This window comes from Streptococcus periodonticum, assembly GCF_003963555.1.
GTDB lineage: Bacteria > Bacillota > Bacilli > Lactobacillales > Streptococcaceae > Streptococcus > Streptococcus anginosus.
Genome location: NZ_CP034543.1, coordinates 1,571,051 through 1,585,784, shown reverse-complemented (window position 1 = coordinate 1,585,784; position 14,734 = coordinate 1,571,051). Strand labels below are relative to the sequence as shown.

The following is a 14,734-nucleotide window of genomic DNA, read 5'->3' as shown; positions in this document are numbered from 1 at the left end:
CTATGAGAAAGAATCCAGATAAATTCCCATATAATTTTCTTTGGGGAGGAGCATTAGCTGCAAATCAATGTGAGGGAGCATACGATGAAGGAGGTAAAGGTTTATGTATAGCAGACATGATTCCTTATCGTGATATACCATTGAGAAAGAAATCCAACAAGGAAGTTAGTACACAAGATATTAATAAATTATTAAATGATCCAGATGTATTTTTCCCAAAAAGAACAGCAATAGATTTTTATCATACTTATAGGGAAGATATAAAATTACTAGCTGAAACGGGAATGAATAGTTTAAGAATTTCTATTAATTGGGCAAGAATTTTTCCAAATGGAGATGAGACCACTCCAAATGAAGAAGGTCTAAAATTTTACGATAATTTGATTGATGAAATTATAAAAAATGGTATGGAACCAATGGTCACAATTGCTCATTATGAAATGCCATTGAATCTTGCCTTAAAGTATAATGGTTGGTATAATCGAAAAACTATTAATTTTTTTGATAATTATTGTCGAGTTTTATTTGAAAGGTATAATAAAAAAGTTAAATATTGGATTTTAGTTAACCAAATGAACCTTATTCATCATGAATCTTTTAATCATTTAGGTATACCAAGCGATACAGTAGAAAATTTAAAAGAAGCTAAACAGCAAGGCTTACACAATGAACTAGTTGCCTGTGCGAAAGCAATAGGTATTGGCAAAAAAATTAATAGTGGTATGCAAATTGGTATGATGTCTTATTATCAAAATCCATATCCTGAAACACCAAGTTCGGAAGATATTTTAGCTGCATTAAAAATATCTCAAATGGAATACTTTGTATCTGATGTATTAGCTAAGGGAATTTATCCTAATTATGTATATAGATATTATGAAGATAATAAATTTGAAATAGAAATTACAGATGAAGATTTAGATGAATTTAGTAAGAATCAAGTGGATTTTATTAGTTTCTCATATTATGCTACAAAAACAACAAATGCAAAAATATATAAAACAGAAAAAAATAGAAATTTAAATCCAATGTTAAAAACAAATGAATGGGGGTGGGGAATTGATCCGGTAGGATTAAGAGTCGCCTTAAATGAATATTATGATCGTTATCAGTTACCAATTTATATCACTGAAAATGGTATGGGATTTATTGAATCCTTAAACGATGAAAACACTATTCACGATGATTATAGAATTGCTTTTTTAAAACAACATATTGAACAAATGAAAGAGGCTATTAGAGATGGAGTCGATGTGCGAGGCTATTATGCTTGGGGACCAATTGATATCGTTTCCTGTTCTTCTAGCGAAATGTCAAAACGTTACGGTTTTATTTATGTAGATCTGGATGATTATGGACAAGGGACGGGTCAACGATTTAAAAAAGATAGCTTTGAATGGTACGAGAAAGTCATACGATCTAATGGTGAAGATTTATAGATTGCTATTTCGACTTATATCAATAGATTTTTTACTGTACTATAATATCTAATATAGGGCAGAATCTTACTTAAGGTTCTGCTTTTTATTTTGGTGGTTGAATTTAAGTATTATTTTTAAAATGTGAATAATAAAACACCAAAGAATAGTATCAGTATTTATGACTATTCTACAAGAAAAGGGTTTCAAAAAAGAGTATAATAGAAGTAATCAAAGAACGAGGTGAATGAAATGACAGAAAAACGGTTTCCGAATGGTTTTTGTGGGGCGGTGCAACTGCTGCCAATCAGTATGAAGGTGGCTGGGATTTAGGTGGTCGTGGTCCGGCTACATCTGATACAGCCAAAGCTGTACGCCCTGAGGAACGTCAAAATATGGAAGGTTTTGCCGCACCCATGACCAGAGAAAAAGTAGAAGCTGCTCTTAATGATAAGGAAGGACTCTATCCTAAGCGCTGGGGCTCTGACTTTTATCATCGTTACAAGGAAGATATTGCTCTTTTTGCAGAAATGGGCTTTAAAACAACCTTCCGCCTCTCTATCGCTTGGAGTCGAATTTTCCCTAATGGAGACGATGTAGAGCCTAATGAAGAAGGGCTGGCTTTTTACGATGCGGTCTTTGACGAACTCTTGAAATATGGCATTGAGCCTTTAGTGACGTTGTCACACTATGAGACATCGATTCATTTGGCATTAGAGTACGGTGGCTGGAAGGATCGCCGAGTTATTGGTTTTTTGAGCGCTATGCGCGGACAGTTTTTGAACGTTATAAAAATAAGGTGAAATATTGGCTGACATTTAATGAAATCAACATTATGGGGATTTCTGGCTATGTTGGCGGTGGACTGCTTTTTGAAGACGGAAAACAAAATTTCCAAGACTTGTATCAAGCAGCACATCATTAATTTGTAGCTAGCAGTTTAGCAGTCAAAGCAGCACGGGAAATCAATCCAGACTTTAAAGTCGGTATGATGTTGGCGCGTATGCAGTCCTATGCAGCGACTTGCAATCCTTTGGATGTTATGGAAGAAATTCAGCAGGACCATGAAAATCTTTTCTTCTCTGATGTACAGGTGCGCGGAAAATATCCAAGTTATGCTCAACGCTTTTTCAAACAAAATGGCATTAAGTTGAAAATCGAAGACGGGGACTTAGAATTGCTAGCGCAGTATCCGGTGGACTTTATGTCCTTCAGCTATTACATGTCTTCTGTAGCGCGTGCTAAAGGAACAGAAGAAGGTGAAAGAACTGCAGGCAATTTCTCTTTGGGTGAAAAAAATCCTTATCTAGAAGCCTCTGATTGGGGTTGGAAAATTGACTCGGTGGGTCTGCGCATTACCCTCAATAAGCTCTATGACCGCTATCAGGTTCCGCTTTTCATCGTAGAAAATGGATTGGGTGCTTTGGATAAAGTAGAAGCAGATGGCTCTATCCACGACAGCTACCGAATTGACTACCTCAAGGCTCACATTGAGCAAATGTATGAAGCGATTGAGGATGGAGTGGAGCTTATGGGTTACACGCCTTGGGGCCGTATTGACTTGATTTCTGCTTCTACTTCTGAGATGAGCAAGCGTTATGGATTTATCTATGTGGATGCAGACGATGAGGGAAATGGAAGCTATGACCGCTCCCGCAAGGATTCTTTTTTCTGGTATCAGAAAGTGATTGAAACCAACGGGGCAGCGGCCTTAGAAGGATAGAGAGGTCAACAGATGAGCAGAAAAATTATCTTTTTAGATGTAGACGGAACTTTGGTGGATTATGATAATCGCATTCCAGAATCAGCTATTCAGGCTATTCGTCAGGCGCGGGGAAATGGGCATCTGATCTATGTCTGTACGGGACGTAGTAAGGCGGAAATGCCTCAGGAAATCTGGGATATTGGTCTGGACGGTATGATTGGCGGGAATGGTTCTTATGTGGAGCATGAAGGCCAGGTTATCATGCATCAGCTGATTCCTTTAGAAGTGGGAAATAGAGTTGTAGATTGGCTGCATGAGAGAGGATTGGAATTTTATTTAGAAAGTAACAACGGTCTCTTTGCTAGTGAACATTTTCGTGACGCAGCTCGACCAGTCATGAAACTTTATGCTAAGAAAAAAGGGAAAACAGATGCAGAAGTTGAACGTCAAGAGGTTGAAGATGTGATGCACGGCATGGTCTTTGGTGGCGAGCTTTACCGAGATGATCTGAATAAAATCAGCTTTATTCTCACTTCTTATCAAGATCATTTGGACTCGAAGGATGCTTTTCCAGAGCTCAAGGCTGGTACTTGGGGCGGTCGTGGGGAAGAAGCTCTCTTTGGCGACCTAGGAGTTAAGGATATTACGAAGGCACATGCGATTGATGTACTGCTAGAGCATTTGAGGGCAAAAAAAGAAGATACAATTGCTTTTGGAGATGCCAAGATTGACATTCCAATGTTGGAATATTGTCAAATTGGGGTTTCTATGGGTAATGGCGGCCCAGAAATATTAGCCATGGCGGATATAGTAACAGATGACGTGGCTGAGGACGGTCTCTACAATGCCTTTGAAAAATTAGAACTTCTTTAGAGGAATATTTTATGACAAAAACACTTTATTTGATGCGACAAGGGCAAACTTTATTCAATAAGCGACATCGGATTCAAGGCTGGTGTGACGCCCCTTTGACGGACTTAGGAGGGTATCAGGCTCAGGTGGCTGGGCAGTATTTTAAAAATGCAGGGGTCGTATTTGATGCGGCTTACAGCTCAACCTCTGAACGAGCCTGTGATACTTTGGAAATTGTCACAAATGGTAGTCTTCCTTATCAGCGAGTTAAAGGCCTCAAGGAATGGAATTTTGGAACTTTTGAAGGAGAAAGCGAAGACCTCAATCCTCCTTTGCCATATGAAGATTTTTTTGTGACCTATGGTGGGGAATCTCAAGACCAAGTTCGAGAGCGCATGGCTATGACTATCCTACAGCTCATGCAAGAAACGAAAGGCAAGTCTGTTCTAATGGTATCTCACGGCGGTGCCATGGCTAATTTTGCTCGTGCTTGGAAAGATAATTGGCAACTGGATGAGTTGGGTCACATGACAAATTGTGGAATTCTGAGGTTTACTTTTAAAGATGACCAATTTTATCTGGAAGAAACGATTGGGCATGACTTTAGTGGCTGGGAGGAAAAATGAAAGATTTATATCTAATGCGGCATGGTCAAACTTTTTTCAATCAAGAAGGGCTGGTGCAAGGAGTATGTGACTCACCGCTGACTGATTTAGGTATAGAGCAAGCCAAGCAAGCGCGAGCTTTTTTCGAGAAAAATGGCATTGAATTTGGGGGTATCTACTCTTCTACTCAAGAGAGGGCTTCTGATACCTTGGAAATTGTGACGGGTCGAACAGATTACACCCGTCTCAAGGGGGTGAAAGAGTGGAATTTTGGACTTTTTGAAGCTCAGCCAGAAAGATTGCAGCCCAAGTTTCGAGCTGGTGCGGTGTCTTTTGAAGATTTATACGTGCCTTATGGGGGTGAAGATGTGATTCAAGTAGGAGAACGCATGCTGACCACTCTGACAGAAGTCATGAAAAAAACGCCTGCTGTTGAGAATCCAACATTGGTCGTCAGTCACGGTGGCGCTATGTGGGCTTTTTATCTAAAAGTAGGCTATTTGCCTGATCCTAATATTTATTTCAGTAACTGTGCTATTTGTCATTACCAATATGAAAACGACCAGTTTCTGCTTCGACAAGTTATTGACCCATTGGCTAAAACAGTCTATAACTTGTAACGGCAACTTACTTGTTTTCGCTTGATTTCTTATAGAGAAAATAGTATAGAGTGGCTGTTTAATAGTTGAATAAAAGAAAGAAAATGATGACCAAAACCATCATTTTCTTTCTTTTTATATGTAAGTTTCTCAAATTTCCTTTTTCTGTAGGTGATTGCATTAGTAAACTATCCTGGGCTCAAGTATTTTATGAAAAATCTCGAAGAAATTTTCGAGATTTGTAACATTATAACCGCTATTCTTCTGTCACCCACACGCTTCTGGTGAAGCTCATGGAGAGCAGAGCTAATCCAGCAAGCCCAATTCCTACGTACCAGTAGGGGAGGTCCATTGTGGTGGAGCGTCCAGACAGGTTGACAATGCCGCGAAAAAGAACGCCGGTAGCAATGGTTGCAACCGCAGAATTCCAAAGATTGAGACTGAGTCGTGAAAGATTAGGGATGATTTTTTGAAAAATCAGAAGCACCATCCCTCCTATCAGTGGCACTCCAAAGAGATAATGCATATAAACTGAAGTTTCACCAAAGCTGAAGTGCTCGTAAATACGACTGAAAATGAAGAAAAATACTGTGATTAAGGCATAGACAACGGCTGTCTTTTTGAACCGTTCCTTGCTTGCTTTAGTAACCGATGTAGACAATGTCACTCACCGCCCTTTCTGAAATTGTTCCGTTTGTTGTTGGTTTATTGATGACCTTACCATTGAAGTAAAGAGTAGACGAGCCACCACCGTCAAGGTTATAAGCTGTTTTCACCCCGTAAGATTTCATAACTTCTGCAAGTTCATAGAGAGAAAGTCCCGCGCTTTCTGAAGTTCGACCGTCTGATACAACGATAATATAGTGATTTTTGTCAATCATTCCAATAGCTGTACGCGGATTGGAAGACATGGATTGCCCTACTTCCGAATTGCTTGAAACTGCGATCTGACCATTTTCAACCAAAGTCGGACCGAAGGCAAGAAGGTTTACAACACCATTTTTAACCAAGTCTTCAGCAGAAACATCATTTTCGTAAACAATTCCGAAACTCCCATCTTTATAAATTGCTAAATCACCATTGCTAGCATCTTCACGTACGATATTTCGATAGACGACACCGTTACGGATGACATAGCCAGTTGTGTTGGCTCCGTAGTAGTCTCCGTTGATAGCAAGAATGGCATTGTTGTTGGCTGCTGTGACAGAAGTCTTAGCAGTCACATTATTTCCATAAGTATTTTGTGCTAGAGCGGTTTTGAGATATTCTGGCGAGCTGACCGTAATATCTGCAATGTATACTTTCGTGTTGCTGACGGTTTTTGTAGTTAGGTTAATAGAAATGTTATCATCCTTATAGCTTGTATTTGTCTTTGTCGCATTTGTTGCGGCTTTAGCAGCAGTTGTACTTGTCGAGCTTGAAGAAGATTTTACAGTTGTAATAGACTCTGACAAGACAAAGGTTTTTAGCATTGAATAGGTAAATGATCCTGTTAGCAAAATACCAAAGAGACTAGCATAAGCATAGGATTTTTTAAAAAATTTCATAATAAGGTATGAGTCCTTTCCTTGAAAATAATTTTTTTTTGCACGAGCCAAGAGAGGCAAAAGAGTAGAGCACCGACGAGGATTTTAACAATCAGCAAATTGAGATCGAAGATGGCGTAAAAGAGTCTAATCAAAAGGGTGTCAAGGATAAACAAGCCCAAGGCTAGCCCGAAATAACCAGTACCCGTTTTAACAACACTGTCTTTATTTTTAAAGACCAATCTTTTGTTTGTGGAGTAATTAAAAATCGAGCTAGTGACACGAGCCACTCCGTTTGCCAGTAAAATTTTGAGACTAGTTGGTACCGCAGCAAGCACAAAGAGGGCGAGAGCATAGACGATATAGTCAATCAAAAAACTACTAATTGAAGAAAGAGCAAACTTAAACATATCTTTATAAATCATGAGCCCATCTCGTACCGGTCTAAAGTGAGAAGCTTGATTGTCATTGATATAAATTGTTTCGATTGGAACTTCAATGATAGGATATTCTTTGGAAGCAGCTAGCAGCATATTCATTTCATATTCATAACGCTGCCCTTCAACTTCCAACATAAACGGAATCATGTTGGTTGTAAATCCACGAAGTCCTGTTTGGGTGTCTGTCACGGAAACACCAGTCTGTTGCTTAAACAGAAATCGTGTTAATTTGTTCCCAAAAGCCGAACGCAAAGGAACGTTGCCAGAAAAAGAACGCGCTCCCATAATCAAGTGATTGGGGTTTTCTTGAGCCTTTTTGCTTACTCGGAAAATATCCCACACTTTGTGTTGACCGTCTGCATCAGCTGTGACTACTGTCCCATATTGTCCTAAGGAATCAATATAAGAAAAAGCTGTTTTCAGCGCTTGTCCTTTCCCTTGATTTGTTGTATGGCATAGAATGGTAGCATATTTCTGTGCTTCTCGAAAAATTGAATCATCGTTAGCTGGACTGCCGTCATTTACCACGATGATTTGCAGCGAACTCTTTTCCTTCACCTTTTGCAACAAATGAATAAGATGAAGGTCGGGTCTGTATGCGGGAATGACTAAATAGTTCATGTGTTTACTCCTTTCTTAGAAAAGTGATAGAAAATTTACACAACAGTATATAGAGTATAGCTTAAAACTAACTGATATCAGCTTTTTTTAAGGTTTTGGAATGGAATGGGTAATGGAGTATAGGGAAAAACTGTGCTTTTTACAAAAACAAAAATCGAATTTTTCTTGCTATTTCCCAAAAAGTTTAGTATAATAGTTATTCGTGAGAAAACCTCACTTACCCCCTTGCAATGGCTGGGGGTCATTAGACCAAAAGGAGGAAAAATCAATGGCTAAATACGAAATTCTTTATATTATTCGTCCAAACATTGAAGAAGAAGCAAAAAACGCTTTGGTAGCACGCTTTGACTCTATCTTGATTGACAACGGTGCAACTGTTGTTGAATCAAAAGACTGGGAAAAACGTCGTCTTGCCTACGAAATCCAAGATTTCCGTGAAGGACTTTACCACATCGTAAACGTTGAAGCTGAAGATGCTGTCGCTTTGAATGAATTTGACCGTCTTTCAAAAATCAACGCTGACATTCTTCGTCACATGATCGTCAAACTTGACGCATAAGAAGGGTTACTATGATAAATAACGTTGTACTTGTGGGTCGGATGACCCGAGATGCCGAACTTCGCTATACTCCGCAAAATCAAGCGGTCGCAACTTTTACTCTTGCTGTCAATCGCAACTTTAAAAATCAAAGTGGCGAGAGAGAAGCAGATTTCATTAACGTTGTAATTTGGCGCCAGCAGGCAGAAAATCTTGCAAATTGGGCTAAAAAAGGAGCTCTCATCGGAATTACTGGTCGGATTCAGACACGTAACTACGAAAACCAGCAAGGTCAACGTGTCTATGTGACAGAAGTGGTAGCTGACAATTTCCAACTGCTAGAAAGTCGTGCCAGCCGTGAAGGTCAATCTTCTGGTGGCTACACTTCTAATAATTTTGGAAATTCATCATCCAACTTTGGGAACTCAACTTCTGCCAATCAAGTACCCAACTTTTCTCGTGATGAAAATCCATTTGGTAATACCAATCCAATGGACATCTCAGATGACGATCTACCATTTTAATGGACAAACAGAATAATGATATAAAGGAGAAAGAACATGGCTCAACAACGTCGTGGCGGATTTAAACGCCGTAAAAAAGTTGATTACATCGCAGCAAACAAGATTGAATATGTTGATTACAAAGATACTGAGCTTCTTAGCCGTTTTGTTTCAGAACGTGGGAAAATCCTTCCTCGTCGTGTAACAGGAACTTCAGCTAAAAACCAACGTAAAGTAACAACAGCAATCAAACGCGCTCGCGTAATGGCTTTAATGCCTTTCGTAAACGAAGACTAAAATATAAAAATGAGCATGAATTTCATAAAATCATGCTCATTTTTTAAAACTCAATCAGCAACTAAATAGGTTGCTTTTCTTATGCTCAAAATTGTTTGAAATGATTACTAAAAATATTTATCAGATCTTATTCAAAACATCCACCTATTGAAGTAAGCGGATGTTCAAATAAAAATATGACTAAAGTTGTCTTGGTGCGGTTAAAGCACTGCGGATATTGAATTTCTTTTTGAGATAGAAACGAAGTGCCAAAGTTCCTCCACCAAACACAAGGATAAATAAGTTCGGCAGTTTTGGATTTAAAACTGCTGGCAACAGGAAGGTTGTGCCGTAAAGAACAACAGCCCACAAAATCGTAGCAGCTGAAATGATAAGAAGCGATTTGAAAAATGGTGGTTTTTGACTTTGGTCTTGGTCAGCATGATAAAAACGGTAAATAAAGTAGTACATTCCGTAAAATACGAGTGCCCCCACCGCGCTACCAAGTACAATCGTCACAACGCCATAATTGCTAGGATTTTTGGAGAATAAGTTAACACTACTATTTAAAATAGCAAACAAACTAAAGACAAATAAGAAAGCATCCATAATCATAAGATAAGGGTTGGTATTTTCTTGGACAGTTTGAGCTTCTTTTTGTTTTGCTTCTGAAAAATTCGCTGCCCAAACAGTTGGTGCTCCATAAAGTCCGCGAGCGGTGATGCCTTTTGCTTGATTTTCAAGGATTGTTGGGATAATCTCCTCTAGCAAGGCTTTGATTTCTTCGTCTGTTTTTCCGTCTTTGATGAGTTGGTGAGTTGCGATACGGACAAATTCTTGATTCTTTTTGCTTAATTTATCCAAAGAAACTTGTGTCATAAGATCTCCTTTTAATTAGAATAATTTTTTGTGAATAAGGTAAACAGTCAGGGAAACACTTATCGCAAAGGCGATAAAAATAATAATCCAAAAAGCGTGCGGTTCCCCGTTGAGCGGTAAGTCATTGTTTTTGAAGTTCATTCCATAGGCTGAAAAAATCATGGTTGGAATGGACATGACAATTGTCACCAAAGCCAGAGCTTTCATGATGTTATTTTGATTATTTGAAATGATAGAAGCAAATGTATCGGTCATGCTGTGCAAGATATTTCCATAAATATCTGCCATCTCAATCGCCTGCTGGGTCTCGATGAGTGTATCTTCCAGCAAGTCCTCATCTTCCAAATATTTCTTAATATTGCTTGTAGCGCTGGTCAATTTTTTAATCACGCGCTCATTGGTTTTCAAGGAAGCTTTGAAATAGACAATCGTTTTTTCAAGCTCCATGAGTTCAATCAATTCTTCATTGCGAGTGGACTTGTGCAGTTGACTTTCAATCTGCTCACTCTTGCGGTCAATAGAGCGTAACGCTGTCAGATAAAGCTCGGCATTGCGGTAAAGAATTTGGAAAATAAAGCGCGAACGCATGAAAGTATAGAAATTACGCAGTCGTCGATTGATAAAAATATCCAATAAAGGGAGTTTTTCCAAACAGGTGGTAATAATCGCCTCTTCGGTAATAATAATCCCTAGAGGGATGGTTACATAGTAAGTCTGATTATTTCGCTCCTCTGTAATTGGAACATCCACAATAATCAAGGTATATTCATCTTCGATGGTAACACGAGACATTTCCTCTGCGTCAAGGGGTGCTCGTAAGTCCGTAATATCAATGTCAAAGGCGTTGGCAATTTCAGTAGACTCGCTTTGAGAAGGGTTGACTAAATTGATCCAAGTCCCCGACTCAAGTGTATCAATTTCTTTAAATTCAGTTGTTGTCGATAGAAAGACTTGTTTCATATTTTCCTCCTTCAGTTATTTGCACACCGTATTATTATACTACAAAATTCCGAGTTTTTGGGTAAAAGATTGCAGAAAATTTTGTTATAATAAAAAGAAGTTTAAAATAAAGTGTGGTAAGGATGCAGGATAAAATTATCATTCATGGAGCGCGAGCTCATAATTTAAAAAATATTGATGTTACAATTCCGCGAGACAAGCTGGTTGTCGTGACTGGTTTGTCTGGTTCAGGCAAATCTAGTTTAGCTTTTGACACTCTCTATGCAGAGGGGCAACGTCGCTATGTAGAAAGTTTGTCTGCCTATGCCCGCCAATTTTTGGGCAATATGGAAAAACCAGACGTGGACTCAATTGACGGACTTAGTCCAGCCATTTCTATTGATCAAAAAACGACCAGCAAGAATCCGCGGTCAACAGTCGGAACAGCTACAGAAATCAATGATTACCTCCGTTTGCTCTATGCGCGTGTGGGAACTCCATATTGTATCAATGGGCATGGAGCCATTAAAGCTTCTTCTGTAGAACAAATCGTCAATCAAGTTTTGGAATTACCCGAACGTCAGCGGTTGCAAATTCTAGCGCCCATTGTTCGCAAGAAAAAAGGGCAACACAAGACAATTTTTGAGAAAATTCAAAAAGACGGATACGTACGTATGCGCGTGGACGGAGATATTTATGATGTCACAGAAGTTCCAGAGCTTTCTAAAACAAAAAAGCACGATATCGAAGTAGTGGTAGACCGGATTGTTATTAAGGACGGTGTACGCAGTCGGTTATTTGATTCGATTGAAGCAGCCTTAAGAATTGCAGACGGTTATGTGGTAATTGACACGATGGATGGCAAGGAATTACTCTTTTCCGAGCATTATGCTTGTCCAGTCTGTGGCTTTACGGTACCTGAGTTGGAGCCTCGTCTCTTTTCTTTTAATGCACCATTTGGCTCTTGTCCTGATTGTGACGGTCTGGGTGTGAAACTGGAAGTAGACTTGGATATGGTGGTTCCTGACAGTAGTAAAACCTTGCGGGAAGGCGCCTTAGCTCCATGGAATCCTATTTCTTCAAATTATTATCCTCAAATGCTAGAACAGGCAATGACGGAATTTGGTATCGATATGGATAAGCCATTTGAGGAATTGACCGAAGATGAACAACAACTAATCTTCTTTGGTTCTGAAGGACGAGAATTTCATTTTCATTATGAAAATGAATTCGGTGGCGTGCGAGATATCGACATTCCTTTTGAAGGAGTGGTAACCAATATAAACCGTCGCTACCATGAGACTAATAGTGATTTCACTCGTACCCAGATGCGAACCTATATGAATGAGCTGACCTGTGCAAGTTGTCAAGGTTATCGGCTGAATCCGCAAGCTTTGTCTGTTAAAGTAGGTGGTGAGAATGGTCTCAATATTGGTCAAGTGTCTGATTTGTCTATTGCGGATCATTTAGAATTGATTTCTCATCTGACATTGACTGAAAATGAGGTGACCATTGCAACGCCGATTATCAAAGAAATCCGAGATCGCTTGACATTTCTTAATAATGTCGGACTTAATTATCTAACCCTATCTCGTTCTGCAGGCACGCTGTCTGGTGGTGAGAGTCAGCGGATTCGCTTGGCGACTCAAATCGGCTCTAATCTCAGCGGTGTTCTTTATATCTTAGATGAGCCTTCTATCGGTCTTCATCAGCGGGATAATAATCGCTTGATTGCCAGTCTTAAGAAAATGCGCGATTTGGGCAATACCCTCATCGTAGTTGAACATGATGAGGATACCATGCGTGAAGCGGATTGGCTGATTGATGTGGGACCTGGAGCTGGCGTTTTTGGTGGCGAAATTGTTGCGGCAGGCACGCCTGATCAAGTTGCGAAAAACAAAAAATCCATTACAGGTCAATACTTGTCAGGTAAACGCAAGATTGAAGTTCCGCTAGAACGCCGAGTTGGAAATGGGCGCTTTATCGAAATCACAGGTGCGCAAGAGTACAATTTGCAAAATATCACAGCTCGTTTCCCTTTAGGAAAATTCATTGCTGTGACAGGTGTTTCTGGTTCCGGAAAGTCTACTCTGGTTAATTCTATTCTCAAAAAAGCAATCGCTCAAAAACTCAATCGAAATTCAGATAAACCGGGAAAATTTAAAAAGATTTCAGGAATTGAGCATATTGATCGTTTGATTGATATTGACCAGAGCCCGATTGGCCGAACACCAAGATCCAATCCAGCGACGTATACTGGCGTCTTTGATGATATTCGCGATCTCTTTGCTCAGACTAACGAAGCCAAGATTCGTGGGTATAAAAAAGGGCGTTTCTCTTTCAATGTGAAGGGGGGACGCTGCGAGGCCTGCTCTGGGGATGGGATTATCAAGATTGAGATGCACTTTTTACCAGATGTTTATGTCCCTTGTGAGGTTTGCCATGGAACACGGTACAATAGTGAAACCTTGGAAGTGCACTACAAGGAGAAAAACATTGCTCAAGTTTTGGATATGACAGTTAATGATGCAGTGGAATTTTTTAAGCATATTCCTAAAATTGAGCGGAAACTTCAGACCATCAAAGACGTAGGACTAGGATATGTAACGTTAGGACAACCTGCCACAACTCTGTCTGGTGGGGAGGCTCAGCGGATGAAACTAGCCAGCGAACTTCACAAGCGCTCAACAGGTAAGTCTTTCTATATTCTGGATGAACCAACTACAGGTCTGCACACGGAGGATATTGCGAAACTTCTCCAAGTGCTATCACGTTTTGTAGATGATGGCAACACGGTTCTCGTCATCGAGCATAATCTGGACGTCATTAAGACGGCTGATCACATCATTGACCTTGGACCAGAAGGTGGTATTGGCGGAGGTACTATTATTGCTACTGGTACACCAGAAGAAGTAGCTGCAAACTCTGCTAGCTATACTGGCCAGTATCTAAAAGGAAAGTTAAAATAAGATTTAAAAGACTCTGCTTTTTTAGGCAGAGTCTTTTTTATAATAAATTACGAATTTTTTCTTTTATAAATGGGTTAAGAGAATAGTGTTTATCCAGATATTCTAGGAGTGCTTGAGCAGACTCAGAAATGCGTTCGTAACCTTGCAAAAAGTAAGGCAATTGCTTGGCTTCCTTGGGATAACCTTCTTCAAATCGTCTGTTGGTATTAAAGATATCTATAAAATTAGATTGAGAAGTTGTTTCCAAACTGATTAGTTCAGTCCAAAGCTTGACGGATCTGTTTTGGATGAAATCATAAGCAGCTAATTTTTCGCCTCGCTGATAGCGATCTAGCCCTAAATATAGATTACATGAAATTTCTCCCAACAGCCATTCACGGTCTCTGTTTTCTTTTGATGGCAGTCTTTGTGGCTGACAGATTGTTTCATCAAAACCGACCTCCTTCCAGATAATCTTGCCTTCAGCGAAGGGAATGTTTACTAGTTCATGAGCTTCAAAGACAGCAAATTCACAAAAAACATCATCTTCAAATAGAACTTTATGTCCGTCCACTGTATTTTGGTAGTGAAATGCAATTGGTTCTAGCTTACTTAACCAGGTTAGGTCTTGGATATAGGTCTGCTTGTAGCCATCTTTTACAATAACAAAGAAGTCTAAATCTGAGTACTGATCCAATCGTTCTCTTTCTGTTGCGCAAGAACCAAGTGCCAGCAAAGCTAGTGCTTCTTTCGAATCTTTTAGAGACTGACCAATCTCATCCAGTCTTTGTAACAGTAATTCTGTTTTATTCATATCGTTACCTCATCATTTCTTGTTTAACAAAAATTATACATTTAGCGCTTTCAAATGTCAATTTCATCTAA

14 protein-coding genes and 1 pseudogene are annotated in these 14,734 nt (G+C 39.4%); 9 read left to right on the top strand and 6 right to left on the bottom strand.

Annotated features, from left to right (window positions below):
- Positions 1–2 precede the first annotated feature (2 nt).
- The 5 genes and pseudogenes from EHW89_RS07730 to EHW89_RS07710 all read left to right on the top strand — a co-directional run bounded on the left by EHW89_RS07730 (position 3) and on the right by EHW89_RS07710 (position 5,200).
- Entirely contained in the window at positions 3–1,439 is a 1,437-nt protein-coding gene (locus EHW89_RS07730; RefSeq protein WP_126467688.1) for a glycoside hydrolase family 1 protein, read from the top strand.
- A gap of 260 nt (positions 1,440–1,699) precedes the next feature.
- Positions 1,700–3,141: pseudogene (locus EHW89_RS07725) on the top strand (glycoside hydrolase family 1 protein).
- 12 nt (positions 3,142–3,153) lie between these two features.
- The gene (locus EHW89_RS07720; protein WP_126467686.1) at positions 3,154–3,996 is read left to right on the top strand and encodes a Cof-type HAD-IIB family hydrolase; all 843 of its coding nucleotides are present in this window, start codon (positions 3,154–3,156) and stop codon (positions 3,994–3,996) included.
- Between the two features lie 11 nt (positions 3,997–4,007).
- A complete protein-coding gene (locus tag EHW89_RS07715; RefSeq protein ID WP_126467684.1) occupies positions 4,008–4,601 on the top strand; it encodes a histidine phosphatase family protein in 594 nt (197 codons plus the stop codon).
- Positions 4,598–5,200, top strand: a complete 603-nt coding sequence (locus EHW89_RS07710) for a histidine phosphatase family protein (protein WP_106383961.1) — start codon at positions 4,598–4,600, stop codon at positions 5,198–5,200. The genes EHW89_RS07715 and EHW89_RS07710 overlap by 4 nt, the downstream gene beginning before the upstream one ends.
- A 235-nt stretch (positions 5,201–5,435) precedes the next feature.
- Here the strand turns inward: EHW89_RS07710 and EHW89_RS07705 are convergent, their stop codons facing one another.
- Genes EHW89_RS07705 through EHW89_RS07695 form a run of 3 tightly spaced genes read right to left on the bottom strand, consistent with a single transcriptional unit; the run spans position 5,436 to position 7,766 of the window.
- A complete protein-coding gene (locus EHW89_RS07705; RefSeq protein WP_126467683.1) occupies positions 5,436–5,846 on the bottom strand; it encodes a hypothetical protein in 411 nt (136 codons plus the stop codon).
- Positions 5,821–6,726 carry a phosphodiester glycosidase family protein gene (locus EHW89_RS07700; protein ID WP_126467681.1) on the bottom strand — a complete coding sequence of 302 codons (906 nt, stop codon included), beginning with the start codon at positions 6,724–6,726 and terminating at the stop codon, positions 5,821–5,823. The genes EHW89_RS07705 and EHW89_RS07700 overlap by 26 nt, the downstream gene beginning before the upstream one ends.
- Positions 6,723–7,766, bottom strand: a complete 1,044-nt coding sequence (locus EHW89_RS07695) for a bifunctional glycosyltransferase family 2/GtrA family protein (protein ID WP_126467679.1) — start codon at positions 7,764–7,766, stop codon at positions 6,723–6,725. Before EHW89_RS07695 ends, EHW89_RS07700 begins: the two co-directional genes overlap by 4 nt.
- Before the next feature lie 268 nt (positions 7,767–8,034).
- Here EHW89_RS07695 and rpsF point away from each other — a divergent pair, with 268 nt between their 5' ends.
- The 3 genes from rpsF to rpsR are packed head-to-tail and all read left to right on the top strand — an operon-like array spanning position 8,035 to position 9,104.
- Positions 8,035–8,325 carry a 30S ribosomal protein S6 gene (gene rpsF / locus EHW89_RS07690; protein ID WP_126467677.1) on the top strand — a complete coding sequence of 97 codons (291 nt, stop codon included), beginning with the start codon at positions 8,035–8,037 and terminating at the stop codon, positions 8,323–8,325.
- 11 nt (positions 8,326–8,336) lie between these two features.
- Positions 8,337–8,828, top strand: a complete 492-nt coding sequence (locus EHW89_RS07685) for a single-stranded DNA-binding protein (protein WP_003026323.1) — start codon at positions 8,337–8,339, stop codon at positions 8,826–8,828.
- A 36-nt stretch (positions 8,829–8,864) separates the two neighbouring features.
- Positions 8,865–9,104, top strand: a complete 240-nt coding sequence (rpsR, locus tag EHW89_RS07680) for a 30S ribosomal protein S18 (protein WP_000068664.1) — start codon at positions 8,865–8,867, stop codon at positions 9,102–9,104.
- A gap of 180 nt (positions 9,105–9,284) precedes the next feature.
- Here rpsR and EHW89_RS07675 read toward each other — a convergent pair whose 3' ends face one another.
- Both EHW89_RS07675 and EHW89_RS07670 read right to left on the bottom strand, forming a co-directional pair.
- Positions 9,285–9,962 (bottom strand): DUF1129 domain-containing protein, encoded by a 678-nt coding sequence (locus EHW89_RS07675; RefSeq protein WP_126467675.1) that lies wholly within the window; start codon positions 9,960–9,962, stop codon positions 9,285–9,287.
- A 15-nt stretch (positions 9,963–9,977) separates the two neighbouring features.
- A complete protein-coding gene (locus EHW89_RS07670; protein WP_003030529.1) occupies positions 9,978–10,922 on the bottom strand; it encodes a magnesium transporter CorA family protein in 945 nt (314 codons plus the stop codon).
- Between the two features lie 122 nt (positions 10,923–11,044).
- On the opposite strand from EHW89_RS07670, the gene uvrA reads away from it, so the two are divergent.
- Positions 11,045–13,870 (top strand): excinuclease ABC subunit UvrA, encoded by a 2,826-nt coding sequence (uvrA, locus tag EHW89_RS07665; RefSeq protein WP_126467673.1) that lies wholly within the window; start codon positions 11,045–11,047, stop codon positions 13,868–13,870.
- 37 nt (positions 13,871–13,907) lie between these two features.
- Here the strand turns inward: uvrA and EHW89_RS07660 are convergent, their stop codons facing one another.
- On the bottom strand, positions 13,908–14,663 hold the full coding sequence (locus EHW89_RS07660) for a hypothetical protein (protein ID WP_126467671.1): 756 nt from the start codon (positions 14,661–14,663) through the stop codon (positions 13,908–13,910).
- Between the last annotated feature and the right edge of the window lie 71 nt (positions 14,664–14,734).